This is a genomic window from uncultured Nevskia sp. (assembly GCF_903885465.1).
GTDB lineage: Bacteria > Pseudomonadota > Gammaproteobacteria > Nevskiales > Nevskiaceae > Nevskia.
Map to the genome: position 1 here is coordinate 1 of NZ_CAISIQ010000288.1, position 20,516 is coordinate 20,516.

22 protein-coding genes are annotated in these 20,516 nt (G+C 65.9%); 12 read left to right on the plus strand and 10 right to left on the minus strand.

Annotation, left to right across the window (positions count from 1 at the left end; translation table 11 throughout):
* Positions 1–48: 48 nt before the first annotated feature.
* Positions 49–885, plus strand: coding sequence for a D-hexose-6-phosphate mutarotase (locus QZY06_RS10830; protein ID WP_295683998.1), 837 nt, complete (start codon positions 49–51; stop codon positions 883–885).
* Here the strand turns inward: QZY06_RS10830 and rsgA are convergent.
* Positions 882–1,919, minus strand: a complete 1,038-nt coding sequence (gene rsgA, locus QZY06_RS10835; protein ID WP_295684001.1) for a ribosome small subunit-dependent GTPase A — start codon at positions 1,917–1,919, stop codon at positions 882–884. The genes QZY06_RS10830 and rsgA overlap by 4 nt on opposite strands.
* 97 nt (positions 1,920–2,016) lie before the next feature.
* On the opposite strand from rsgA, the gene QZY06_RS10840 reads away from it, so the two are divergent.
* Entirely contained in the window at positions 2,017–2,619 is a 603-nt protein-coding gene (locus tag QZY06_RS10840; protein WP_367275615.1) for a DUF938 domain-containing protein, read from the plus strand.
* Positions 2,616–3,005 carry a YchJ family metal-binding protein gene (locus QZY06_RS10845; RefSeq protein WP_295684007.1) on the plus strand — a complete coding sequence of 130 codons (390 nt, stop codon included), beginning with the start codon at positions 2,616–2,618 and terminating at the stop codon, positions 3,003–3,005. The genes QZY06_RS10840 and QZY06_RS10845 overlap by 4 nt, the downstream gene beginning before the upstream one ends.
* On the opposite strand, the gene QZY06_RS10850 is transcribed toward QZY06_RS10845, so the two are convergent.
* Complete coding sequence (locus tag QZY06_RS10850; protein WP_295684009.1) at positions 2,981–3,391, minus strand: hypothetical protein; 411 nt, start codon at positions 3,389–3,391, stop codon at positions 2,981–2,983. The two genes, QZY06_RS10845 and QZY06_RS10850, sit on opposite strands and share 25 nt — an antisense overlap.
* A gap of 93 nt (positions 3,392–3,484) precedes the next feature.
* Between QZY06_RS10850 and QZY06_RS10855 the strand changes: the two genes are divergently transcribed.
* From QZY06_RS10855 to hutG, 6 genes are all read left to right on the plus strand, one after another.
* Positions 3,485–3,715, plus strand: a complete 231-nt coding sequence (locus QZY06_RS10855; RefSeq protein ID WP_295684011.1) for an AbrB/MazE/SpoVT family DNA-binding domain-containing protein — start codon at positions 3,485–3,487, stop codon at positions 3,713–3,715.
* A 7-nt stretch (positions 3,716–3,722) separates the two neighbouring features.
* Complete coding sequence (locus QZY06_RS10860) at positions 3,723–4,109, plus strand: type II toxin-antitoxin system death-on-curing family toxin (RefSeq protein WP_295684013.1); 387 nt, start codon at positions 3,723–3,725, stop codon at positions 4,107–4,109.
* Between the two features lie 26 nt (positions 4,110–4,135).
* On the plus strand, positions 4,136–5,275 hold the full coding sequence (locus tag QZY06_RS10865) for a mechanosensitive ion channel family protein (RefSeq protein WP_295684016.1): 1,140 nt from the start codon (positions 4,136–4,138) through the stop codon (positions 5,273–5,275).
* Complete coding sequence (locus tag QZY06_RS10870) at positions 5,272–5,943, plus strand: MBL fold metallo-hydrolase (RefSeq protein WP_367275614.1); 672 nt, start codon at positions 5,272–5,274, stop codon at positions 5,941–5,943. Before QZY06_RS10865 ends, QZY06_RS10870 begins: the two co-directional genes overlap by 4 nt.
* Positions 5,944–6,165: 222 nt before the next feature.
* Positions 6,166–7,548, plus strand: a complete 1,383-nt coding sequence (locus QZY06_RS10875) for a formimidoylglutamate deiminase (protein ID WP_295684018.1) — start codon at positions 6,166–6,168, stop codon at positions 7,546–7,548.
* A 1-nt stretch (position 7,549) separates the two neighbouring features.
* The gene (gene hutG, locus QZY06_RS10880) at positions 7,550–8,353 is read left to right on the plus strand and encodes an N-formylglutamate deformylase (protein ID WP_295684020.1); all 804 of its coding nucleotides are present in this window, start codon (positions 7,550–7,552) and stop codon (positions 8,351–8,353) included.
* Here the strand turns inward: hutG and QZY06_RS10885 are convergent.
* The 3 genes from QZY06_RS10885 to QZY06_RS10895 form a co-directional block, all read right to left on the minus strand.
* Positions 8,350–9,228 carry a pirin family protein gene (locus tag QZY06_RS10885; protein WP_295684023.1) on the minus strand — a complete coding sequence of 293 codons (879 nt, stop codon included), beginning with the start codon at positions 9,226–9,228 and terminating at the stop codon, positions 8,350–8,352. The two genes, hutG and QZY06_RS10885, sit on opposite strands and share 4 nt — an antisense overlap.
* Before the next feature lie 81 nt (positions 9,229–9,309).
* A complete protein-coding gene (locus QZY06_RS10890; protein ID WP_295684025.1) occupies positions 9,310–9,696 on the minus strand; it encodes a DoxX family protein in 387 nt (128 codons plus the stop codon).
* Between the two features lie 32 nt (positions 9,697–9,728).
* Positions 9,729–10,331, minus strand: a complete 603-nt coding sequence (locus QZY06_RS10895) for an FMN-dependent NADH-azoreductase (protein WP_295684028.1) — start codon at positions 10,329–10,331, stop codon at positions 9,729–9,731.
* 137 nt (positions 10,332–10,468) lie between these two features.
* Between QZY06_RS10895 and QZY06_RS10900 the strand changes: the two genes are divergently transcribed.
* From QZY06_RS10900 to QZY06_RS10910, 3 genes are read left to right on the plus strand one after another with little or no spacing between them, the layout of a single operon-like run.
* Complete coding sequence (locus QZY06_RS10900) at positions 10,469–11,437, plus strand: LysR family transcriptional regulator (protein WP_295684030.1); 969 nt, start codon at positions 10,469–10,471, stop codon at positions 11,435–11,437.
* On the plus strand, positions 11,434–11,841 hold the full coding sequence (locus tag QZY06_RS10905; RefSeq protein WP_295684033.1) for a GFA family protein: 408 nt from the start codon (positions 11,434–11,436) through the stop codon (positions 11,839–11,841). The genes QZY06_RS10900 and QZY06_RS10905 overlap by 4 nt, the downstream gene beginning before the upstream one ends.
* Positions 11,842–11,873: 32 nt before the next feature.
* Entirely contained in the window at positions 11,874–12,137 is a 264-nt protein-coding gene (locus QZY06_RS10910) for a YkgJ family cysteine cluster protein (protein ID WP_295684036.1), read from the plus strand.
* 9 nt (positions 12,138–12,146) lie between these two features.
* Here QZY06_RS10910 and QZY06_RS10915 read toward each other — a convergent pair whose 3' ends face one another.
* The 5 genes from QZY06_RS10915 to QZY06_RS10935 all read right to left on the minus strand — a co-directional run bounded on the left by QZY06_RS10915 (position 12,147) and on the right by QZY06_RS10935 (position 20,419).
* Positions 12,147–12,710: a RidA family protein gene (locus QZY06_RS10915; protein WP_295684039.1), complete on the minus strand. Its 564-nt coding sequence runs from the start codon at positions 12,708–12,710 to the stop codon at positions 12,147–12,149.
* A gap of 38 nt (positions 12,711–12,748) precedes the next feature.
* Positions 12,749–14,302, minus strand: coding sequence for an FAD-dependent oxidoreductase (locus QZY06_RS10920; RefSeq protein WP_295684044.1), 1,554 nt, complete (start codon positions 14,300–14,302; stop codon positions 12,749–12,751).
* A gap of 157 nt (positions 14,303–14,459) precedes the next feature.
* Entirely contained in the window at positions 14,460–16,328 is a 1,869-nt protein-coding gene (locus tag QZY06_RS10925) for an ATP-binding cassette domain-containing protein (protein WP_295684046.1), read from the minus strand.
* 47 nt (positions 16,329–16,375) lie between these two features.
* Positions 16,376–17,827, minus strand: a complete 1,452-nt coding sequence (locus tag QZY06_RS10930) for a M20/M25/M40 family metallo-hydrolase (RefSeq protein WP_295684048.1) — start codon at positions 17,825–17,827, stop codon at positions 16,376–16,378.
* Between the two features lie 63 nt (positions 17,828–17,890).
* Entirely contained in the window at positions 17,891–20,419 is a 2,529-nt protein-coding gene (locus QZY06_RS10935) for a Calx-beta domain-containing protein (RefSeq protein WP_295684051.1), read from the minus strand.
* Between the last annotated feature and the right edge of the window lie 97 nt (positions 20,420–20,516).

Consider the following 20,516-nt stretch of genomic DNA (forward strand, 5'->3'; position numbering starts at 1 on the left):
CTAGCGGAGCAGTAGCTGTGTAGCCAGCCACTTTCTCCTCGCGCTCCCATGAACCATCCCGACGCCAACGCCGCCATCCTGAACCTCGTCGCCGCCGATGGCGCCCGCATCAGCATCCATCGCCACGGTGCGCATATCACCTCGTGGACGCCGGTCGATGGGCTCGAGCGGCTGTACCTCAGCGGCCTGACCGACTACCGGCCGACGGCGGCGATCCGCGGCGGCATTCCGGTGATCTTTCCGCAGTTCGCCGCGGAAGGCCCGCTGCCGAAGCACGGCTTCGCGCGGACGGCGTCATGGTCGTTCGTCGAGGCCGGACCGGTCGAGGGCGGCGGACTGTCGGTGCGCTTCCGGCTCGAAGACAGCGACCAGACCCGGGCAATCTGGCCGCAGGCCTTCGTTGCCGAACTGCTGGCGACGATCGGTGGCGCGCAACTGTCGGTGAGCTTGTCGGTGCGCAATCGCGGCACCGCAGCCTTCTCGTTCACCGCCGCCTTGCACACCTATCTGGCGGGCGAGGATCTCGCCGCCGTGCGCGTGCTCGGCCTGCAAGGGCTGCGCTATCGCGATAGCGCAAATGGCAATGTCGTGCGCCTGGAAGCGGGCGACCAAGTCGCCATCAATGGCGAAGTCGATCGCATCTATTTCGATGCACCGAACGAACTGTTGCTGAGCGAGCCGCGTGCCAGTCTGCGCATCAGTCAGCAGGGCTTCTGCGACACCGTGGTCTGGAACCCGGGCGCGGCGAAAGGCGCAGCACTCAGCGATCTCGATCCGCAAGGCTACCGGCGGATGCTGTGCATCGAAGCGGCGGTGGTCGGCTGCCCGGTGACCTTGGCCCCGGGCGCCACCTGGAGCGGCACCCAGACCTTCGACGCTGCCTAACGCTTCTTCGAGCGCCGCGTCGGGATCGGCGCGCTGGTGGCTTCCAGTCGCCGCTTCTGGGTGGCGGCCAGTTCGTCGCGCAGCTTGCGATAGTTGTCGAGCCGCTCCGGGGGCAGGCCGGCGACCACCGCGCAGCCCGGCTCGTTACCGTGGCTGCAGTCGCGGAAGCGACAGCTGTGCGCCAGTTCGGCGATGTCTTCGAACGCATCGGCGGTGACGTCTTCCTCACCGCCGAGCTTCAGCTCGCGCACGCCGGGTGTATCGATCAGACAGGCGCCTTGCGGCAGAGTGCGCAAGCTGCGAGACGTCGTCGTGTGGCGACCGCGATCGTCGTAGGCGCGTGTCGCGCCGGTGCGCTCCAATTCATTGCCCATCAGGCTGTTGACCAAGGTCGACTTGCCGACTCCGGATGAGCCGAGCAGCACCAGGGTCTGGCCCGCGGCCAGCCAAGGCGCCAGGGTCTGCTGGGCGCTGGCAATGCGGGCATCGAGCACGAACAACGGCGTTGCCGGCCCGGCCAGTGCCGCCACTTCGGCGCGCTGCGCCTCGATGTCGGTCGCCCGATCCGGCTTGGTCAGGATCACCACGGGCGCGACGTTCGCGGCGCGAACCATCAGCAGATAGCGTTCGAGGCGGTTCGGGCTGAAATCGTTGTCCAGCGCCATCACCAGCAGCGCGGTGTCGATGTTCGCGGCGATCCGCTGCACGCCGTTATCGCCACGGCTGCGCAGCAGCAGGCTGGCGCGCGGCAGGTGCTCGTGGACATAGAGGCTGCCGCCTTCTTCGGCGATCAGCACCCAGTCGCCAACGGCCAGGCCATCACCGGTGAGTTCCAGGCGATCGAACAGCGCCGTCAGCGTCTTTGCCTTGTGGCCGCGCTGGCCATCGTGAACGACGAGATGGCCGCGATGCTGCTCGATGATTCGCGCCGGCCGGCCCTGCGGGTTGATGAGCGCGGCGAGGGCAGCGGCGCAATGCGCATTCCAGCCGATGGCGCGCAGCAGGTCTTCGTCGTTCAGCGGATTCAGGAGCAAGACATCACGGGCGAGGGCAGGATGGTGGAAGTCGCTGGATGGTACGCAAAAAGCGTTTCGCTATGCTGCTGGCCCTGAACCCTTGCCCGCCGCAGCCATGATCGACAAGCCGTACTCCCCCGCCTGCGAGCGCAACCGCGAGCCGATCCTCGCGGTGCTGCGCGAGCACTTCGCCGATCGCCGCCAGGTGCTGGAAATCGGCAGCGGCACGGGTCAGCACGCCGTGCATTTCGCGGCCTCGCTGCCGCAACTGAACTGGCAATGCGCAGACCGCGAGCCCTACCTGCCAGGCATTCGCGCCTGGCTTGATGAAGCCGCGTTGCCGAACACGCCGGCACCACTGGCGCTGGACGTCAACGGCGCTTTTCCGGAGGCAGTGTTCGATGCGGTCTACAGCGCCAACACGCTGCACATCATGAGTGCGGCGGAAGTCGAGCGGCTGTTTGCGAAGCTGCCGGCGGTACTTGGCGAAGACGCAGTGCTGGCGATCTACGGCCCGTTCCGTTACGGCGGTCAGCACACCAGCGCCAGCAATGCCGCGTTCGACGCCAGCCTGCGCAGCTGCAACCCGGCCAGCGGTATTCGAGACTTCGAGTGGGTTGATGCGCTGGCCTCGGCGATCGGCCTGCGGTTGGTCGAGGATCGCGCGATGCCGGCCAACAACCGTTGCCTGATCTGGCGGCGCGGAATGCAGCCATGATCGGCGAAAGCGACGCCTGCCCCTGCGACAGCGGCCAGCATTACGGCGGCTGTTGCGGCCCGCTGCATGACGGCTTCGCCGCCGGGACCGCCGAAGCACTGATGCGCTCGCGCTACAGCGCCTATGTGCTGCTGCTCAAGGATTACCTGCTGGCGACCTGGCATCCGCGCACGCGGGCGGAGGACCTGAATCTGGCGACCACGCCACCGACCCGATGGCTGGGCCTGCAGATCCGCCAGCACCAGCAGACTGGCGACGACCGGGCGATCGTCGAATTCGTCGCCCGTTATCGCCTCGGCGGCGGCAGCGCCGTGCGCCTGCACGAAACCAGCCGTTTCATTCGCGAAGGCGGGCGCTGGTACTACCTGGATGGCGACGTGCGCTGAGGCTCCGGCCGCGTGCTCCACCAGACGTTGGCGATCAAGGCGACCTGGATCACCAGACGCAGCGACAGCAGCCAGACCGGGAACTGCGGGAACAGCGTCGCCTGCTGCTGCAGCATCCAGACATTGGCCGGCGTCACCGCGACGATCAGCAGGATCAGCGCAACCCCGGCCAGCGGCCGCGTCTTCTCCGGGATCAGCTGTGCGGCGAGTGCCAGTTCCACCACGCCACTGAGATAGACGACCAGCAGCGGCTCCGGCACCCAGGGCGGCACGATCGAAGCGAAGAATCCGGCCGCGGCGAAGTGGCCGATGCCGCCAATGAAGAACCACAGGAAAGTGAAAATCAGGCCGGCGCGACGGGCGGGGCTGGCGGGAAGCTTGATCATTGCGGGCGATTGGTCGATGAAGGGCTGGGTAGAAAATGGCGGGAGAGATTATAATTTCTGTATCAACATTCGTCGTCGATCAGGAGACCCGCCATGTATGAATTGAAAGTCCGCGCCGTCGGTTCCTCGTCCGGCGTGCTGCTGCCGAAGGAGATGATGATCGAACTGGGACTGAAGCAGGGCGATTCGGTGTTCGCGACCAAGGCGCCAGATGGTTCGTTCCGGATCACGCCGTTCGATGAAGGCTTTGCCGAGCAGATGAAAGTGGCCGAGGAAGTCGCGAGTGATTACCGCGATGTTCTGAGGGCGCTGGCGAAGCGTTGAAAGACGGATGATCTTTCTCGAAAGAGCCGTGGTCATCGCCATGCACGATCACCAGCTGGCCGTGCACGGCGGCGCTGCGGGCATTCGTGATTCCGGCTTGCTCGACTCCGCGCTGGCACGGCCGCAGAACAAGTTTGCATATGGCGAGACCGACCCGCATCAGCTGGCAGCGGCCTACGCTTACGGTATTGCCCGCAACCATCCGTTCATCGATGCGAACAAGCGCACCGGCCTGTTTGCCGCGCTGCTGTTTATGCGGCTGAACCGCATCGCTATGCCGCTGCCATCCCCGGAAATGGTCGAGCAGATGGTCCAACTCGCTGAAGGCCTACTCGATGAAGCCGGCTTCGCGACCTGGCTGGCCGCGCAGCCCGTGCGCACGGCTTCACGCTGAACCCTCAATAACTGCCTGCCGATTCGATGAATGACCTGATCTCCTACCTCAGCACGCTCGATCGCGTACTGGTCCGCAACCCTCTCAGCGACTGGCTGGTAGCCGTGGCTGTGGCGCTGGCCATCGTGCTCGTGGTGTTTGCGGTGCAGCGGCTGCTGATCCGCTGGCTGTCGAACTGGCAGCGGCCGAAGGCGACCAAGATGGATCCGGCGCTGATCAACGCCGTCGAGTCGACCAAGCTCTGGCTGATCGTGTTCGTGGCGCTGTACTTCGGCAGCCAGTACCTGGAACTCGGCAAGAAGACTGCGCTGATCCTCGATCGCATCGTCACCGCGGCGGTGCTGCTGCAGGTCGGTATGTGGCTGGGGGCGATGCTCGATTTCTGGGTGGCCGCTTCGCGGGTCCGCGCCGAGCAGCACGATGTCGGCACCGCTACCAGCCTGTCGGCGCTGAACTTCATCGGCAAGCTGCTGCTGTGGTTGGTGATGCTGCTGTTCATCCTCGACAACCTCGGCATCAATGTCACCGCGCTGGTCGCGAGTTTGGGCATCGGCGGCATCGCGGTGGCGCTGGCGGTGCAGAACATCCTGGGCGATCTGTTCGCGTCCCTGTCGATCGTCGTCGACAAACCCTTCGTCATTGGTGATGCGATGGCCGTCGACGGTTTTTCGGGCACCGTCGAACACGTGGGCTTGAAGACCACGCGCCTGCGCGCGGACACCGGCGAGCAGCTGATCTTCTCGAACAGCGATCTGCTCAAGGCGCGTCTGCGCAACTACAAGCGCATGCATGAGCGTCGCGTGGTGATGACTGTCGATGTCGAGTTCGCCACACCGGTCGACGTCGTCGAAAAAATTCCCGGAATGCTGCGCGACATCGTCAGCAGTCAGCAGAAGACGCGTGTGGACCGTGCCCATCTGCGAGCACTGGTCGGCGGCGCCTATCAGTTCGAGCTGGTCTACTGGATGATCGATCCCGCCTACGGGCTGTACATGGATACCCGCCAGCAAGTGCTGTTGACCATCGTCCGGCGCTTCGAGGCCGATGGCATCCGCTTTTCATTCCCGTACAGCGGCAGCAGCCGCGAGCTGCTGGCCGCCGTGGCCCAGCTTTCAGTCCAGACGACTCATCAACTTGGCAGCGAAGCACCGGAGGGCAAGCAATGAGCGAGCCTGCGAAGCCTGGGGCGCTGTTGAGTGGCGAGATCATTCCAGTGACGCCGTTCCAGCAGAACTGCTCGCTGATCTGGGATCCGCTGACCATGGAAGGCGCGCTGGTCGACGCCGGTGGTGAAGCCGAGCGCCTGCTGGCGAGAGTCGCCGCGCATGGCATCAAGCTGGTCAAGCTGCTGGTGACCCATGGTCATCTCGATCACGCCGGCTCGGTGGCCGAGATCGCTGAAAAGCTCAAGCTGCCGATCGAAGGCCCGCACCCGGACGATGCGTTCTGGATCGAAGGCATGCCGGACGCCGCCAGGCAGTACGGCTTCCCGCCGACGCGCAGCTTCGTGCCGGATCGCTGGCTGCAGCAGGGCGACACGGTGACGCTCGGCTCTCTGACCCTCGACGTGCTGCATTGCCCGGGTCACACGCCGGGCCATGTCGTGTTCCATCACCCGGCATCCAGGCTGGCGCTGGTCGGCGATGTGATCTTCCAGAACTCGATCGGCCGTACCGACTTTCCGCGTGGCAATCACGCCGATCTGATCAAGGCGATTCGTACCCGCCTGTTCCCGCTCGGTGACGACACCCAGTTCGTGCCCGGCCACGGACCGATGTCGACCTTCGGCGCCGAGCGCAAGCAGAACCCCTATGTCGCCGATTCGATGTTCTGAGCGTGGCTAGCTGCAGCCGCAGCGGCGCCACTCATCCTTGCGTCGCGCCTAGGGTGAACCACTATTCACGTCAATGACGCTTGGCCTCAATATGCTGAATTGCTGCAGCTTGCAGGGGGCGGCATGAAGCCTCAGAACCCGGTGATCGGCCCGCAGGCGACCCGCCTCCGGATTGCGTAATCTTCGCGCCAGCCAACCGTACTCGACCCCCACCGACCCGCCATGTCCCGCTACTTCGCGCCGTCTGCCTTGCTCGCCACCGGTTGGAACGACCAGGTTCTGTTCGAGGTCGCCGACGACGGCCTGATCACCGCGATCACGCCGCGCGCCGCGGCCGCCGACGTCGGTGCTGCCGAGGTGCTCAACGGCGCCGTCGTGCCGGGCATGCCCTGCCTGCACTCGAATGCTTTCCAGCGCGGCATGGCCGGGCTCACCGAGAAGGGCGGGCCACAGGGCGACAGCTTCTGGTCCTGGCGCAAGCTGATGTACCGCTTCCTCGAAGGCCTGCGGCCGGATGATGTCGAAGCGATCGCCACGCAGGTCTACATCGAGATGCTGCGCGCCGGCTACACCAGCGTTGCCGAGTTCCACTACCTGCATCACGACGCCGGCGGTCAGCCGTATGCGAATCGCGCCGAAGTCGGCGAGCGCCTGCTGGCGGCGGCGGACGCCACCGGCATCGCCCAGACCCTGCTGCCGGTGCTCTACGCGCACGACAATTTCGGCGGGACACCTCCCACCATCGGCCAACGCCGTTTCATCAATGACGCGGCCGGCTACGCGCAGATCGTCGAAGCGCTGATGAAAGCGGTGCAGGGCCATCCGGCGCAGCGCATCGGCATTGCGCCGCACAGCTTGCGGGCGGTGACGCCGGCGCAGCTCGCGGCGGCAGTCAGCCTCGCCGACAGTCTGCAGCCGGGCATGCCGATCCATCTGAATCTGGCCGCGCAGCTCAAGGAAGTGAACGACTGCCTGGCCTGGTCCGGCCAGCGTCCGGTGGCCTGGCTGCTTGATCACGTCGCCGTCGACGGTCGCTGGTGCCTGCTCCACGCCACCCATACCGAAATCGTCGAAGCCGAACGCCTGGCGCGTACCGGCGTCGTCGCCGGTCTGTGCCCGACCACCGAAGGCGACCTCGGTGACGGCTTTTTCAACGCCGTGCCTTATCTTCGCGCGGGTGGCCGCATCGGTATCGGCAGCGATAGCCATGTCGGCGTCGATCCGTTCCTCGAACTGAAGCTGTTCGAGTACGGCCAGCGTCTGCGCTTCGAGCGCCGCAACGTGCTCGCCAAGGGCATCGGCGATTCGCTCGGCGGCCATCTTTACCGGATCACCGCCGCTGGCGGCGCACAGGCGATCGGCCAGCCGGTCGGCAGTCTCGCGGTCGGCAACCGGGCCGACTGGCTGGTGCTCAACGATGACGATCCCGCACTTGCTGAACAGCGCCACGATGGACTGCTCGACGCGGCGATATTTGGCCCGGCGCGGCAGCCAGTGCGCGATGTCATGGTCGCCGGGCGCTGGGTAGTGCGCGACGGTCAGCACCCGCAGGCAGCGGCGAGCTTCGACCGCTACCGCGGTGTGATGAAACGGCTGCTTGCGTGAAATGACCGCCCCGCTGCAACTGCTGATTCGCGGCCACTCGCCGCTGATCATCAATATTCCGCACGCGGGCACCAGCCTGCCACCCGGTTACGCGGAGCGGCTCAGCGACGCGGCCCGGCCTTTGCCGGATACCGATTGGCATCTGCCGTTCCTGTTCCATTTCGCCGTGTATTCGGGCGCCACCCTGATGGCGGCCACCCATTCACGCTATGTGGTCGATCTGAATCGTGATCCGGGCGGGGCCTCGCATTACCCCGGCGTCGATCTGACCGGCCTGGTGGCCGACACCACCTTTTCCTATGACGACATCTATCGTCCGGGCTGCGCGCCGGATGCGGCGCAGATCGACGATCGCCGCCAGCGTTACTGGGAGCCTTACCACGACACGCTGGCTGAGCAGATCGCCACCGTGCATGGCCGCCATGGCCACGCCGTCCTGCTCGACGCCCATTCGATGCGCGCCGAAGTGCCGCGTCTGTTCACCGGGCGCCTACCGGATCTGAATCTGGGCAGTTGCAGCGGCCGCAGCTGCGATCCTTCGCTGCGCCAGGCCGCGGTCGCCGCGCTGAGCGCCGATTCGGCCTATTCGCTCAGCGTCGACGGGATCGTCAAAGGCGGCTACAGCGCGCACAACTACGGCATTCCGCAGATGGGCCTGCACGCGCTGCATCTGGAGGTCGTCCAGGCCGCTTATCTCGACGAAGCCAACCCGCAGGACTGGAATCCGGCGCGTGCCGAGCCGCTGCAGGCGGTGCTGCGGCGGCTGGTCAACGCGCTGGTCAGCTGGCGGCCGATGCCGGGCTAGGCGGCCTCGGTCAAGGTGCCATCGTTGTAATCGCGAATCGCCTGCTCGATCTCCTCCCGGGTGTTCATCACGAACGGGCCGTACTGCACCACCGGCTCGCGGATCGGCTGACCGGCGATCAGCACCAGTCGCGCACCCTGGGCGCCGGCGACGATGGTCACCTGCTCGCCTTGTGTCAGCACGCCAGCCGCCTGCGCCGGCACCGCCTTCGCCGCCGCGCCTTCACCGATGCTCACGCTGCCTTCGTAGGTGTAGACGAAAGCGTTGTGGCCGGCGGCAATCGCCTGCTGATGACGCGCCCCGGCTGGCAGATCGAGATCGATGTACAGCGGATCGGTCGACAGCCGCTGCGTCGAGCCATTGATCGGCCCGTCAAGCGTCTGCGTGCCGATCTGCACCGAGCCGGCGATCACCTTGATGCTGCCGCCATCGGGCAGCGCCGCGAGCGGAATCTCGGCCGCCGGAATGTCGCGATACCAGGCTGGCTGCAGCTTGTCCTTGCCCGGCAGGTTGATCCACAGCTGGAAGCCGCGCATCCGGCCGCTTTCCTGCAAAGGCATTTCCGAATGGATCACGCCACGGCCGGCGCTCATCCACTGCACGCCGCCAGGGCCGAGATCACCGACATTGCCGAGATGATCGCGATGCTGCATGCGGCCATCGAGCATGTAGGTGACGGTCTGGAAGCCACGATGCGGATGGGACGGAAAGCCGGCGATGTAGTCGCCCGGGTTGTCGGTGCCGAACTCGTCGAGCATCAGGAACGGGTCCAGATACAGGCCGCGCTGGGCGCCGATCGAGCGGCGCAGCTTGACCCCGGCGCCATCGCTGGTCGGGATCGACGGGATCACGTGCTGCAGAGTGCGAGTGCTCATGGAAGTCTCCGGGATCGGGAAAGAATCTGGGGAGCGGCGCCATCGCCGATTGACGGTGGCGCCGCGATATCGCGTTGCGGCTCAGCCCTTGCGCTTCGCATCCAGGCTCAGGGCGCCCGGGCCGTTGGCGGCCAGGATCAGGAAGCCGCCGGCCACCGACACGTTCTTGAGGAACATGGTCATCTGCATCTGGTCGGCGAAGTTCGCGTGGAAGAGTGCTGCGGCGACGATCGAGAAACCGGCCAGCGCCAGCGCCACGAGGCGAGTCTGGAAGCCGACGATGATCGCCAGCGCGCCGCCGACTTCCAGCGCGATCACCAGCGGCAGCAGCGCGCCGGGCACGCCAGCCGAAGCCATGTAGGCGGCGGTGCCGGCATAGCCGGTGATCTTCGAAATGCCGGCCAGCAGAAACATCAGCGCCAGCAGGATGCGGCCGGCGAGTTCGACGGCAGGATAGGACTTGTTCATGGTTTCGGGTGCTCGTTCGTGTCGGTTGAGAGTCAGGCAGCCAGCTTGGCAATGGCGTCGTTGGCTTTGCTGATCGCGGCGTCCTTCTGCTCCGGACCATAGGCGATCCCTTCGGCGTAGACGAACTCGACGTCGGTGATGCCGATGAAGCGCAGGAAATCCCGCACATAGCTGGTCTGGGTGTCGAGCGGGGTGCCGACGTACAGGCCACCGCGGGTCGCGAACACATAGGCCTTCTTGCCGGTTACCAGACCCACCGGGCCTTCGGCGGTGTAGCGGAAGGTTTCACCAGCGCGAGCGATATGGTCGATCCAGCTCTTCAGCTGCGAGGGCACGCCGAAGTTGTACATCGGCAGGCCGAGCACCAGCACGTCGGCCGACTTCAGCTCGGCGATCAGGGCATCGGAATAGGCGATGACGCTGTTCTGCTCGGCGGTGCGCTCGGTGGCCGGCGTGGTGAACGCGGCGAAGCGGCGGCCATCGAGATGCGGGACAGGATCGCTGGCGACATCACGAACCACCTTGCTGCTGCCCGGATGGGCGGCGAGATAAGTGGCGACGAAGCGGTCGGCGAGCTGGCTGGACTGGCCGTGGCCGGCGAACAGGCTGGCGTTGATCTGGAGCAGGGTGGTCATGGTGTGTCTCCTGAAGCTGTGTTAGCTGTGTTTGGGGGGGTACGTGTTTGGTGCGAGCATTTGACGATTGATTGATGAGATAAAAAAGCATAAGTTTTCGCGCTTAATCATCGAATGATTCGATCATAGAGTTCGCCATGGCGACGCCCCGCATCACCCTCGAGCAGTGGCGCGCGCTGATGCAGGTCGTCGATTCCGGCGGTTACGCGCAGGCGGCCGAGGCGCTGCACAAGAGCCAGTCGGCGATCACCTACGCCGTGCAGCAGATCGAGTCCCGCCTCGGCGTCAAAGCCTTCGAGGTGCAGGGCCGCAAAGCGGTGCTGACCGCCACCGGGCAATTGCTCTATCGCCGCGCCAAGGCCTTGCTCGATGAAGCCGCCGGACTGGAGCGCGCCGCCGGTCAGCTATCCGCCGGCTGGGAAGCCGAGCTGCGGCTGGCGGTGGAAGTGATCTTCCCGAACCGGGTGCTGCTGCCGGCGCTGGCAGCGTTCGGCGAGGTCAGCCCGCATACGCGCATCGAGCTGATCGAATCGGTGATCGGTGGCACGTCCGAGGCGTTGCTGACCGGCAAGGTCGATCTCGCGATCGCGCCGGTGATTCCGCAGGGCTTTCTCGGCGAGCCGCTGATGCCGCTCAAGTTCCTGCCGGTGGCGCATCCGGATCACCCGCTGCACCAGCTCGGCCGGCCGCTGACCTCGACCGATCTGCGCAATCACCGTCACCTTGTCGTTCGCGATTCCGGCGCCGCCCGCGATCCCGGCCAGGTTTCGCACGATGCCAAGCAGCGCTGGGTGGTCAGCCAGATGTCGACCTCGATCCAGGCGGTGGCGATGGGCTACGGCTTCGCCTGGTTCCCGGAGGAAAAGATCACCGACGAACTGGCCGCCGGCCGGCTCAAGGCACTACCACTGCGTGATGGTGGCGAGCGGCATCTGACCCTCTATCTGATCTTCGCCGACCGCGACTACGCCGGCCCCGGCCTGCTCAAGCTCGCCGAAATCCTCAGTGAAACGGCAGCGGCCAACTGCGCCGCCGTACGCGCCGAAGCCGCCGCCGCCGGGCATACTTCAAGGACCCAAAAAAACACGAGGAGGAGTGCGACATGAATATCGAAGGTGGCTGTTACTGCGGCGCCGTCCGTTACCGCGCCGAAGCCGAACCGCAGATGCGTGCGCAGTGCCATTGCCGCGAATGCCAGTACATCAGCGGCGGTAGCCCGAATGTCATCGTCGGCCTGCCGGAAGCACAGTTTTCGTACGTGAAGGGCAAGCCGGTGGTGTTCAAGCGCAGCGATCTGGATCAGCCGGTGATCCGCGAATTCTGCGGCGCCTGCGGTACGCCGCTGACTTCACGTGCGCCGAGCGTCCCCGGCGTCGTGCTGATCAAGGTCGGCTCGCTCGACAAGCCGGACCTGTTCGGCAAGGCCGACTTCGTGGTCTTCACGATCGACAAGCAGAGCTTCCACGCGCTGCCGGAAGGCGTGCCCGCGTTCGAGCGGATGCCGGCGTAAAACCAGTGACATCCGCAGCTGGCGCCCCAGCAATGGCAATTCAATGCCGCGCCGGCTGCGGAGCCTGCTGCATCGCGCCGTCGATCTCCTCGCCGATCCCCGGCATGCCGCTCGGCAAGCCAGCGGGCGTGCGTTGCGTGCAACTGCTGGACGACGAACGCTGCGCGATCTTCGGCGACCCGCGCCGGCCCGCGGTCTGCGCCGGGCTCAAGCCCAGTGCCGAGATGTGCGGGGTCAGCCGCGCGCAGGCGCTGTCCTTTCTCGGCCGGCTGGAGCAGGCCACCGCGCCTGGCTGAAGCCGTCGCTTACTTGGCGTCGGACGCGTTCTTGCCCTTGTCGCCGCCATGGCGATGCACGGCGATCAGATCGATCTCGACCAGCGCACCCGGCAGCACCAGACCCGCGACCTTGACCGTCGAACGCGCCGGCTTGTTCGGCTGCGCAGGCGCGCCGAACACCGTCGAGAACGCCGCGTTCATGCCGGCGAAATCGATTTCGCCGCCCGTGGCCGGATCGCCGACCAGGTAGACGGTGGCCGACACCACGTCACCGTAGCCAAGCCCGAGCGACTTCAGCGTGTCGCCAAGCTTCTTCAGCACCGATGCAGTCTGGGTTTCGGTATTGCCGTAGGCCTCTACAGTTCCCTTCGGTGCCTGGGCATTGGCGACATCGGGCAGATTGCCGCTCAGATAGGTCGTCGAATAGCCGTGCGGCACGGTCACCGCGGCGGCGATCGGAAACTTGGGATCGCCGATCGAGGTGCGCGTGACTTCGTCGTGCGCCTGCACGGCAAAGCCGGTGGACAGCAGCACGCCGGCAGCGAGCCAGGACAGCGTGCGGCGACGGCGGGACAGGGAAGGGTTGGTCATGGGTCTAGCTCCTCGTTCTTTCGTTTGTCGTTCTGGTGTCAGGCGGCAGCATTGCGTTCGGCGATCAGCTTCAGCACCCGGTGTGCGGACTGCGCCGAGCCTTCCTGCCAGCCGCTGATGTGGCTCATGTGCTCGCCGGCAAGATAGACGCGACCGTCCGGCTGGTCGAGCAGACGATAGACCGCGTTGTAAGGCTCTTCCCAGTGCGTCCACGGCGCCAGGTTGTAGGGCACGTGATTCCAGGCCACGGTGAGGCCGCGCGCCAGCAATCGCGAGCGTCCGGGAAACAAGGCTTCGATGGCATCGCGCGAAGCCTGCAGCCTTTGCGGAATGCTCTGCTGCATGAAGCGCAGCGCCACCTCGTCGAAGTTGTAGCAGCCGATCAGCACGCCGCTGGGCTGGAAGTAGCCGCCGCTGGGATACCAGATCAGCTGCACGTCGCGCTTGACGAAGCTCAGGCCGCCGTAGATCTGGCGATCGGTCTCCCAGAAGCGCGGTGACTCCCAGGCGATCTTGTTGGCGCCGCCGGATGGAATCTGCCGGATGCCATCGGCGAACGGCTTGGAGAAATTGCTCGGCACGTTTTCCAGTACCCGCGGCGGAATGGTGCAGATGCAGTAGTCGGCAGTGACCGTCTGCACCCGGCCGGTCTTCTTGTCGCGGTAGACGATCTTCACGTCCCGCTCGCCGTTGCGGATTTCCTTCACTTCGCTGCCGAGGCGGACCACCGATTTCAGCCGCTCGTGGAAGGCCTTCGGGATGCGATCCATGCCGCCGACCGGCTGGAACATGGTCGGCTGCATCTCGAAGGTATCGTCGAACATCGGGCCCTGCCAGAAAACCGGGTCGAGCAGGGTCGGCAGGCTCAGCGGCTCGCGCAGCACACCGACCGCATCGCCGGCGGTGGGAAAGGCGCTGTAACCGGCGCGGCTCGAGCCTGCGTAATGCAGGTTCTTGTCGAGATTGCCGTAGCCGCTCAGGAAGCCGAGAAAGCTTTCGACATCGACGCCGGTCAGTTCCTGGTCGAGCGCGTGCTGGCTGGTGCACTTGGCCAGCAGTTCGGAAACCTGGCCGCGCATGTCATGCACCGCCTGGCGCATCTCGATCGGCTTGCCGCCGTTGGCGCTATCCGACTGCAGCAGCGCGCTGCGGCTCATGTTCACTTCCACTTCCAGCGGCACGCCGAACTCGCGGCAATAGCCGAGGATGGTCTGGTGGTGGCTGGGCAGCCGCGCCGGGCCGGCGTTGAAGTAGTGGCCGTCGTCGAACTCGCAGGTTTGCCGGCTGCCATCGTCCATCTCGATGCGATCGCCCTTGCGCACCGTCCAGTTGCGGCCGCCGACTCTGTCGCGCGCTTCGAGCACGATGCACTGGTAGCCGGCCTTGCCCAGTTCCCAGGCCGAGACCAGCCCGGCGATGCCGGCGCCGAGGATCACCACCTTGCGACCTCGGCCGCTGCCGGCCGTCAGCTGTGGCGTGGTGGCGAGGCTCGGCATGGCCACCAGCCCGAGCGCACGCATCGCGCTCCAGGCCGCTTTACGGCCCCCGGCCGCAGCGAGTGCAGTGACGAACTGACGACGGCTGATCGGCATGGCGCATTTCCCCGGCCCGGAAGCCCGGGCAACGGGAAAGCGGCAGCGAAATTCGTGCCGCGCTGCTGCTGGTTCAGCGGATCAGCGCGTAGGGCGGCCCATGGCCGCCCTACGAAGCGGGTCTCCTTCCCCCGCTAGTGGGAGAAGGAGAGCCACATCAAGCGCTCAAGGCTTCCAGCTGCTCATTCGCAGCAATCCACTCTTCTTCCGTCTCGGCCAGTTTCTTCTTGGCCGCCGCCTGCTCTTTCTGGAGCTTGGTGAAATCCCATTTCTTCTCCGGCGCATACAGCGCCGGATCGGCGAGCTTCACGGTCAGCGTGTCGACGTCCTTGGTCAGCTTGGCCATGGTCTGGTCGAGCTTGCGCACGGTGTCTTTCAGCGCCTTGGTCTGGGCGGCGATTTCTTCGGCGCTTTTCTGTGGCTTCTTGTCCTTCTTCTTGCCGCTGCCCGGGTTCAGCTCCCGCGAGTTCAGCCATTTGGCGTAATCGTCGAGATCGCCCACGAACGGCCGGCAGCCGCCTTCGGCAACCAGCCACAGCTGGTCGCAGGTCGAGGTCAGCAGATGGCGATCATGGGAGACCACCATCACCGCGCCGACGAACTCGAGCATCGCGGTCTCGAGCGCATGACGCATGTCGAGATCGAGATGGTTGGTCGGTTCGTCGAGCAGCAACAGATTCGGCTTCTGGTACACAACCATCGCCAGCGCCAGACGCGCCTTCTCGCCACCGGAAAACGGTTCGACGTTCTCGTAGACGCGATCGCCCTTGAAGTTGAAGCCACCGAGGAAGCCGCGCAGGTTCTGCTCGGTCGCGGTCGGGTCGATGCGCTTCAGGTGCAGGATCGGCGAGGCGTTCGGATCGAGGCTGTCGGTGGTGTGCTGGGCGAAGTAGCCGACTCTCAGATAACCGTCGCGCATCGCATCGCCCTTCAGTGGCGGGATGGCGCCGGCGATGGTCTGCACGAGTGTGGATTTGCCGGCGCCGTTCGGGCCGAGCAGGCCGATGCGCTCGCCGGGGGCGATCAGCATCCGCACGTTCTTCAGCACCACCTTTTCGCCGTAGCCGCAGACCACGTCGTCGAAGCGCACCAGCGGCGACGGCAGGCGATCCGGCTCGGAGAACGAGAATGAAAACTCGGAATCGGCATGCACCGCCGACACCAGTTCCATGCGCTCCAGCGCCTTGATGCGGCTCTGCGCCTGGGTGGCTTTCGCAGCACTGGCGCGGAAGCGGTTGATGAACTTCTGCAGATGGGCAACCTGCTTCTGCTGCTTGGCGAACATGCCTGCCTGCAGGGTCAGCTTCTCGGCGCGGGTGCGCTCGAAGGTCGAGTAGTTGCCGGTATAGAGCGTCGCCTTGGTGCCTTCCAGATGCAGCGTGTGCGTGGTGATGGCGTCGAGGAACTCGCGATCATGCGAGATCACCATCATCGTGCCCGGATAGGTGCTGAGCCAGCTCTGCAGCCAGATCACGGCATCGAGATCGAGATGGTTGGTGGGCTCGTCGAGCAGCAGCACGTCGGAGCGGCACATCAGCGCGCGGGCCAGATTCAGACGCATGCGCCAGCCGCCGGAGAAATCGGCGACGGCGGTCTGCTGCGCTTCCTGAGAGAAACCCAGGCCATGCAGCAGCGCGGCGGCACGAGCGCGGGCGGCATAACCGCTGATATCGTTCAGGCGCTCGTGGATGGCGCTGATCTTGTCGATGTCCAGCGCGTCCTCGGCCTTGACCAGGCGCCGCTCCAGTTCGCGCAGCTCGACATCGCCATCGAGCGCGAACTCGATCGCCAGATCGGGCAGGGACGGCGTGTCCTGGGCCACGGTGGCGACCGCGAGGTTCTTCAGCGAGCTCAGCTCACCCTTGTCCGGCGCCAGCTGACCGAGCACGGCCGCGAACAGGGTCGACTTGCCGGTGCCGTTACGGCCGATGACGCCGCAGCGCCAGCCCGGATGGATCGTGAAATTGGCATCTTCAAGCAGCGGACGCGGTCCACGGCGAAGGGTGAGGCGAGAGGCGGAGATCATCCGCGCAGTTTACCGGCTGGCGCGATTCTTGGTGCGCTGCAACAGGATCAGCCCGGCTGCATCGCGTAAAGCTTGACCACCTCGTACAGAAAGCGCCGGCCATCGAGCAGGGATTTGACCCGGATACGCTCGTCCAGCCCGTGCGCGTGGCTGCCTTCGGCATCGTGGAACATGCCGGACAGGCCATAGCTCGGAATGCCGGCGGCGTTCAGGAAGCGGCTGTCGGTGGCGCCGGTCGACATGGTCGGCACGAGAGCGGCAGTCGGCCACAGAGTTTTCGCGATCTTTTTCACCGGTTCGAGCATCGCGGCGGTCAGCGGCGGTGCCGGGCCGATTACCGCGTCCTCGCCGACCGTGCTGATGGCGATGCCATCGTCGGCAAAGATCTGTTTCAGGCTCGCCTGCACCGCGGCCACAGGCACGCCGGGCAGGATGCGGCAATTGACGTTGGCCTGAGCCCGCTGCGGCAGCGCATTCGGCGCGTGGCCGGCGTTGACCTGGGTGGCCACGCAGGTGGTGCGCAGCATGCTGTTCCAGCCCGGGTTCAGCGACCACAGCGTTTCGGTTGCCGGGCCATCGACCGGATTGGCGAGCACTGCGCGCATCGCGCTCGCGGCTTCGGCCGGAACGATCTTCGACTGCGCTTCGAAATACGCCGTGGTGACCGGATTCAGCGCCAATGGAAACTGGTAGGCGCCCAGGCGGCTCAGCGCGGCACTGAGCCGGTAGATCGCGTTGTCGCGCACCGGTCGCGAACTGTGACCGCCGGTGTTGCTGATCTCGAGCTGGAAGTCCTGGTAGACCTTTTCGCCAGCCTGGATCTGCAGCACCGTCGGTTTGCCGCTGGCATCGAGTTCGCCGCCAGCGCCCTCGTTCAGGGCAAAGGCCGCCTTCAGTGCTTCCGGATGGGTCTTCAGCAGCCAGCTGACGCTGTTGTAGGTGTCCGCGGTTTCCTCGCCGCAGGTCAGCGCCAGCTTGATCGAGCGGCGTGGTTTGAAACCGCTCTGCTGATAGCGGATCAGGCTGTCGGTGAACACCGCCGCCATCGCCTTGTCGTCGCTCGCACCACGGGCGTAGAAGAAGCCGTTTTCCTCGACCAGGGTGAAAGGATCGCGCTTCCAGTCTTCGCGCTTCGCTTCGACGACATCGATATGCGCCAGCAGCAGGATCGGCAGGGCCTTGGCGTCATGGCCGCGCAGGACGGCTATCAACGAGCCGTCTTTCGGCCGCTCGGGCGGCGCCAGGATCTGCATGTCGGCAGCGGGCAGTCCGGCCGCTTGCAGGCGTGCCGCCATCGCCTCCGCGGCCTGCGTGCAACTGCCGACCGACAGCGTCGTGTTGATCTCGACCAGTTCCTTGTACAGCGCTCGGAACGCGGGTTCGCTGGCGTCTGTGGCGGTTTGGGCTTGAGCCGGGATGCCAGCCAGCAGCATCAGGGCGGTCAGTGACGACGCCAGCAAGGCCGCTGGGCGCAGCCTGTGGAAGTGAGCGATATTCATCGGCATTCCTGAAAGGCGGAGTTGCCGAAGTATCGCAAGGACGGTGCCGCGTGCTGCCTGTCGTCAATCGTTATCGATGATGGTCACCGTGCCGCTGGCCGGGCTGCCGAGCGTGGCGGTCTGCGGATTGCTCAGGCGGATCAGGATGGTTTCCGGGTTCTCCTTCAGCTTGTCGTTGAGGATCGTCACGGTGAAGGTTTTGCTCGCGGCATCGCCGCTGGCCCAGACCAGCCTGCCGGCCTTGGCGGTGTAGTCGCTGCCAGCCATCGCCAGGCCGTTGGCGGTGGTGTAGTCGATCGCTGCCGTGCCGTAGCTGCCGCCGCTGCGGGTCACGGTGACGGTGGCCACGCCGCCGGCTTCGCCGACCGTGTAGTTCGTCGATGACAGCGCCAGCGTGCCGGGCGCGCCATCGTTGTCGATGATGCTGAGCGTCTGGGTTTTGGTCGCGCCGAGCACCGCGCCGCCGCCGGGCGCGCTCAGGCTGAGCGTGATCGTTTCGTTGGCTTCGGCAGCAGTGTCGTTGTTGATCGGCACCGTGAAGCTCTTGCTCGCGGTATCGCCCGCGTTCCAGCGCAAGGTGCCGCTGACGGCGCTGTAGTCGCTGCCGGCCAGCGCCGTGCCATTGCTGCTCGCGTAGTTGACGCTGACCGCGCCCGTCGAACCCAGGGTGCGTGACACGGTCACCGTCGCGCTTCCGGCCGCTTCGCTGATCGACGCGCTGCCGGCGGTGAACGCCAGGGTGCTCTTGACGCTGGAGCTGTCGTCATCGGCGATCGTCAGGGTCGCGGTCTTGACGCTGCCCAGGCTTGCGCCGCCGCTGGGCGCGCTGAGCGCCAGTGCCAGGGTTTCGCTGCTTTCGGCGAGGGTGTCATCGATCATCGGCACCGAGAAGGTCTTGGTGGTGATATCGCCATCGGCCCAGTTCAGCGTGCCGCTGGTGGCGATGTAGTCGCTGCCGGCGATTGCCGTGCCGTTGGCGGTTGCGTAGTTCACCGACACCGCGCCGGCACTGCCGCCGCTGCGCTGCACGCTGATCGTGGCGCTGACGCCGTTCTCGGTCACTGCGTAGCTGGCTGTGCTGAAGCGCAGGCTGCCCGGTCCGGGCGCGATTGCCGCGAGTGCCAGAGTGGCATCGACCAGGCCGGCACCGCAGCCGCTGCAACTGACCGGGAAGCTGCGGACGTTGCCCTTCAGCGTGCTTTCGACTTCGTCCGGCGTGATCGAAGGCTTGGCGGCATAGAGCAGCGCGACAACGCCAGCGACATGCGGCGAGGCCATGCTGGTGCCCTGCAGGTAGGCGTAGGAATCGCTGCCGGGCGTCGTTGCGCCGTTGTTGTAGGTCGAGAGAATTCCCACCGTGCTGCCGCGGCTCATGTCGCCACCTGGTGCGGCGACGTCCACCGAAGCACCGTAGTTCGAGTAAGGCGCGCGGCTGCCGCCATCGCCGATCGCAGCGACGCTGATCACGCCGTTGCAACTGGCTGGCGAGAAGCCGGCGGCATCCATGTTCGAGTTGCCGGCCGCGACCACGACGGTGCTGTTGCGCGAGCGAGCGCTGTCGATCGCGCCCTGCAGGGTCGGCGACGACGAACACGGGTACTGGCCGCCAAGGCTCATGTTCAGCACCTTGGCCGGCCGCGGATTTGCCGGCACGCCGGACACGGTGCCGCCGGAAGCCCAGATGATCGCGTCGGCGATGTCCGAGGTGGTGCCGCCACAGCGGCCAAGCACGCGGGCGATCACCAGCTTCGCGCCGTAAGCGACGCCGGCGACGCCGACGCCGTTGTTGGCGAGTGCTGCAATCGTCCCGGCGACATGGGTGCCGTGCCAGCTCGAGTTCGAGGTGCCGCTGCTGCCACAGGAGCCGGAGACCCGGAAATCGCCGGGGTCCGTAGCGTCGCTGTCGCGGCCGTTGCCATCGTTGGCGCTGGCGGCATCGCTGATGAAGTCGTACTGGGCGACGATCTGGCCGGCGAGATCGGCATGCGGCCGGTAGCCGGTGTCGATCGCCGCGACGGTCGCGCCGCTGCCGTCGGTGCGATCCCAGGCCGTGTAGGCGTTGACGCCGGCCAGGCCATTGACCTGCGCCGGCCCGGCGATGCCCCAGAGATTGCCCAGCCAGGGATCGTTCGGCGTCAGTACCGGCTGCAGGATGCGATCGGGTTCGACATAGCGCAGCCCGGCCGGACGGCGCGCCTTGATGCGCGCTGCAAGGCGAGTGAGTGCCGCTTCATCGAGCCCGCCATCGGCATCGACCAGCAGCGCGCCGTTGCCGAGCCGGCGCCGGTAGCGCATCGGCTGGCCGGCACTGGCCGCGAGATCGTCGATCCGAGTGCGCGCCGTTGTGTCGAGCGCCTGCGCAGCTGCAAAGCTCATCGCCGTGCGGCGTTTACCGCGGAACGCCGCGATATCGTCCTCGTAGGCAACGATCAAGCGCGATGGCGGCAAGGGCTCGCTGGCGGCAAGAAAGCGGGCCTGCGGTTCGGGCGACACGGCCGGCGCTGCACTGACGCCGGTGCCTGTCGTTGCCAGCACTGCCACGGTCAGCGCAGCGGCGAAAACGGTTTTCAGCGAGCTGGTGAAAAGGGGCATGGCTGCGTCCGCAGATCAGGGTGTACGACCTGTATCGGCGGCAACGCAGTGGCCTGAAACGCCTCGTCAACCGCTTGCGCCGTGCTCTCGCACCACT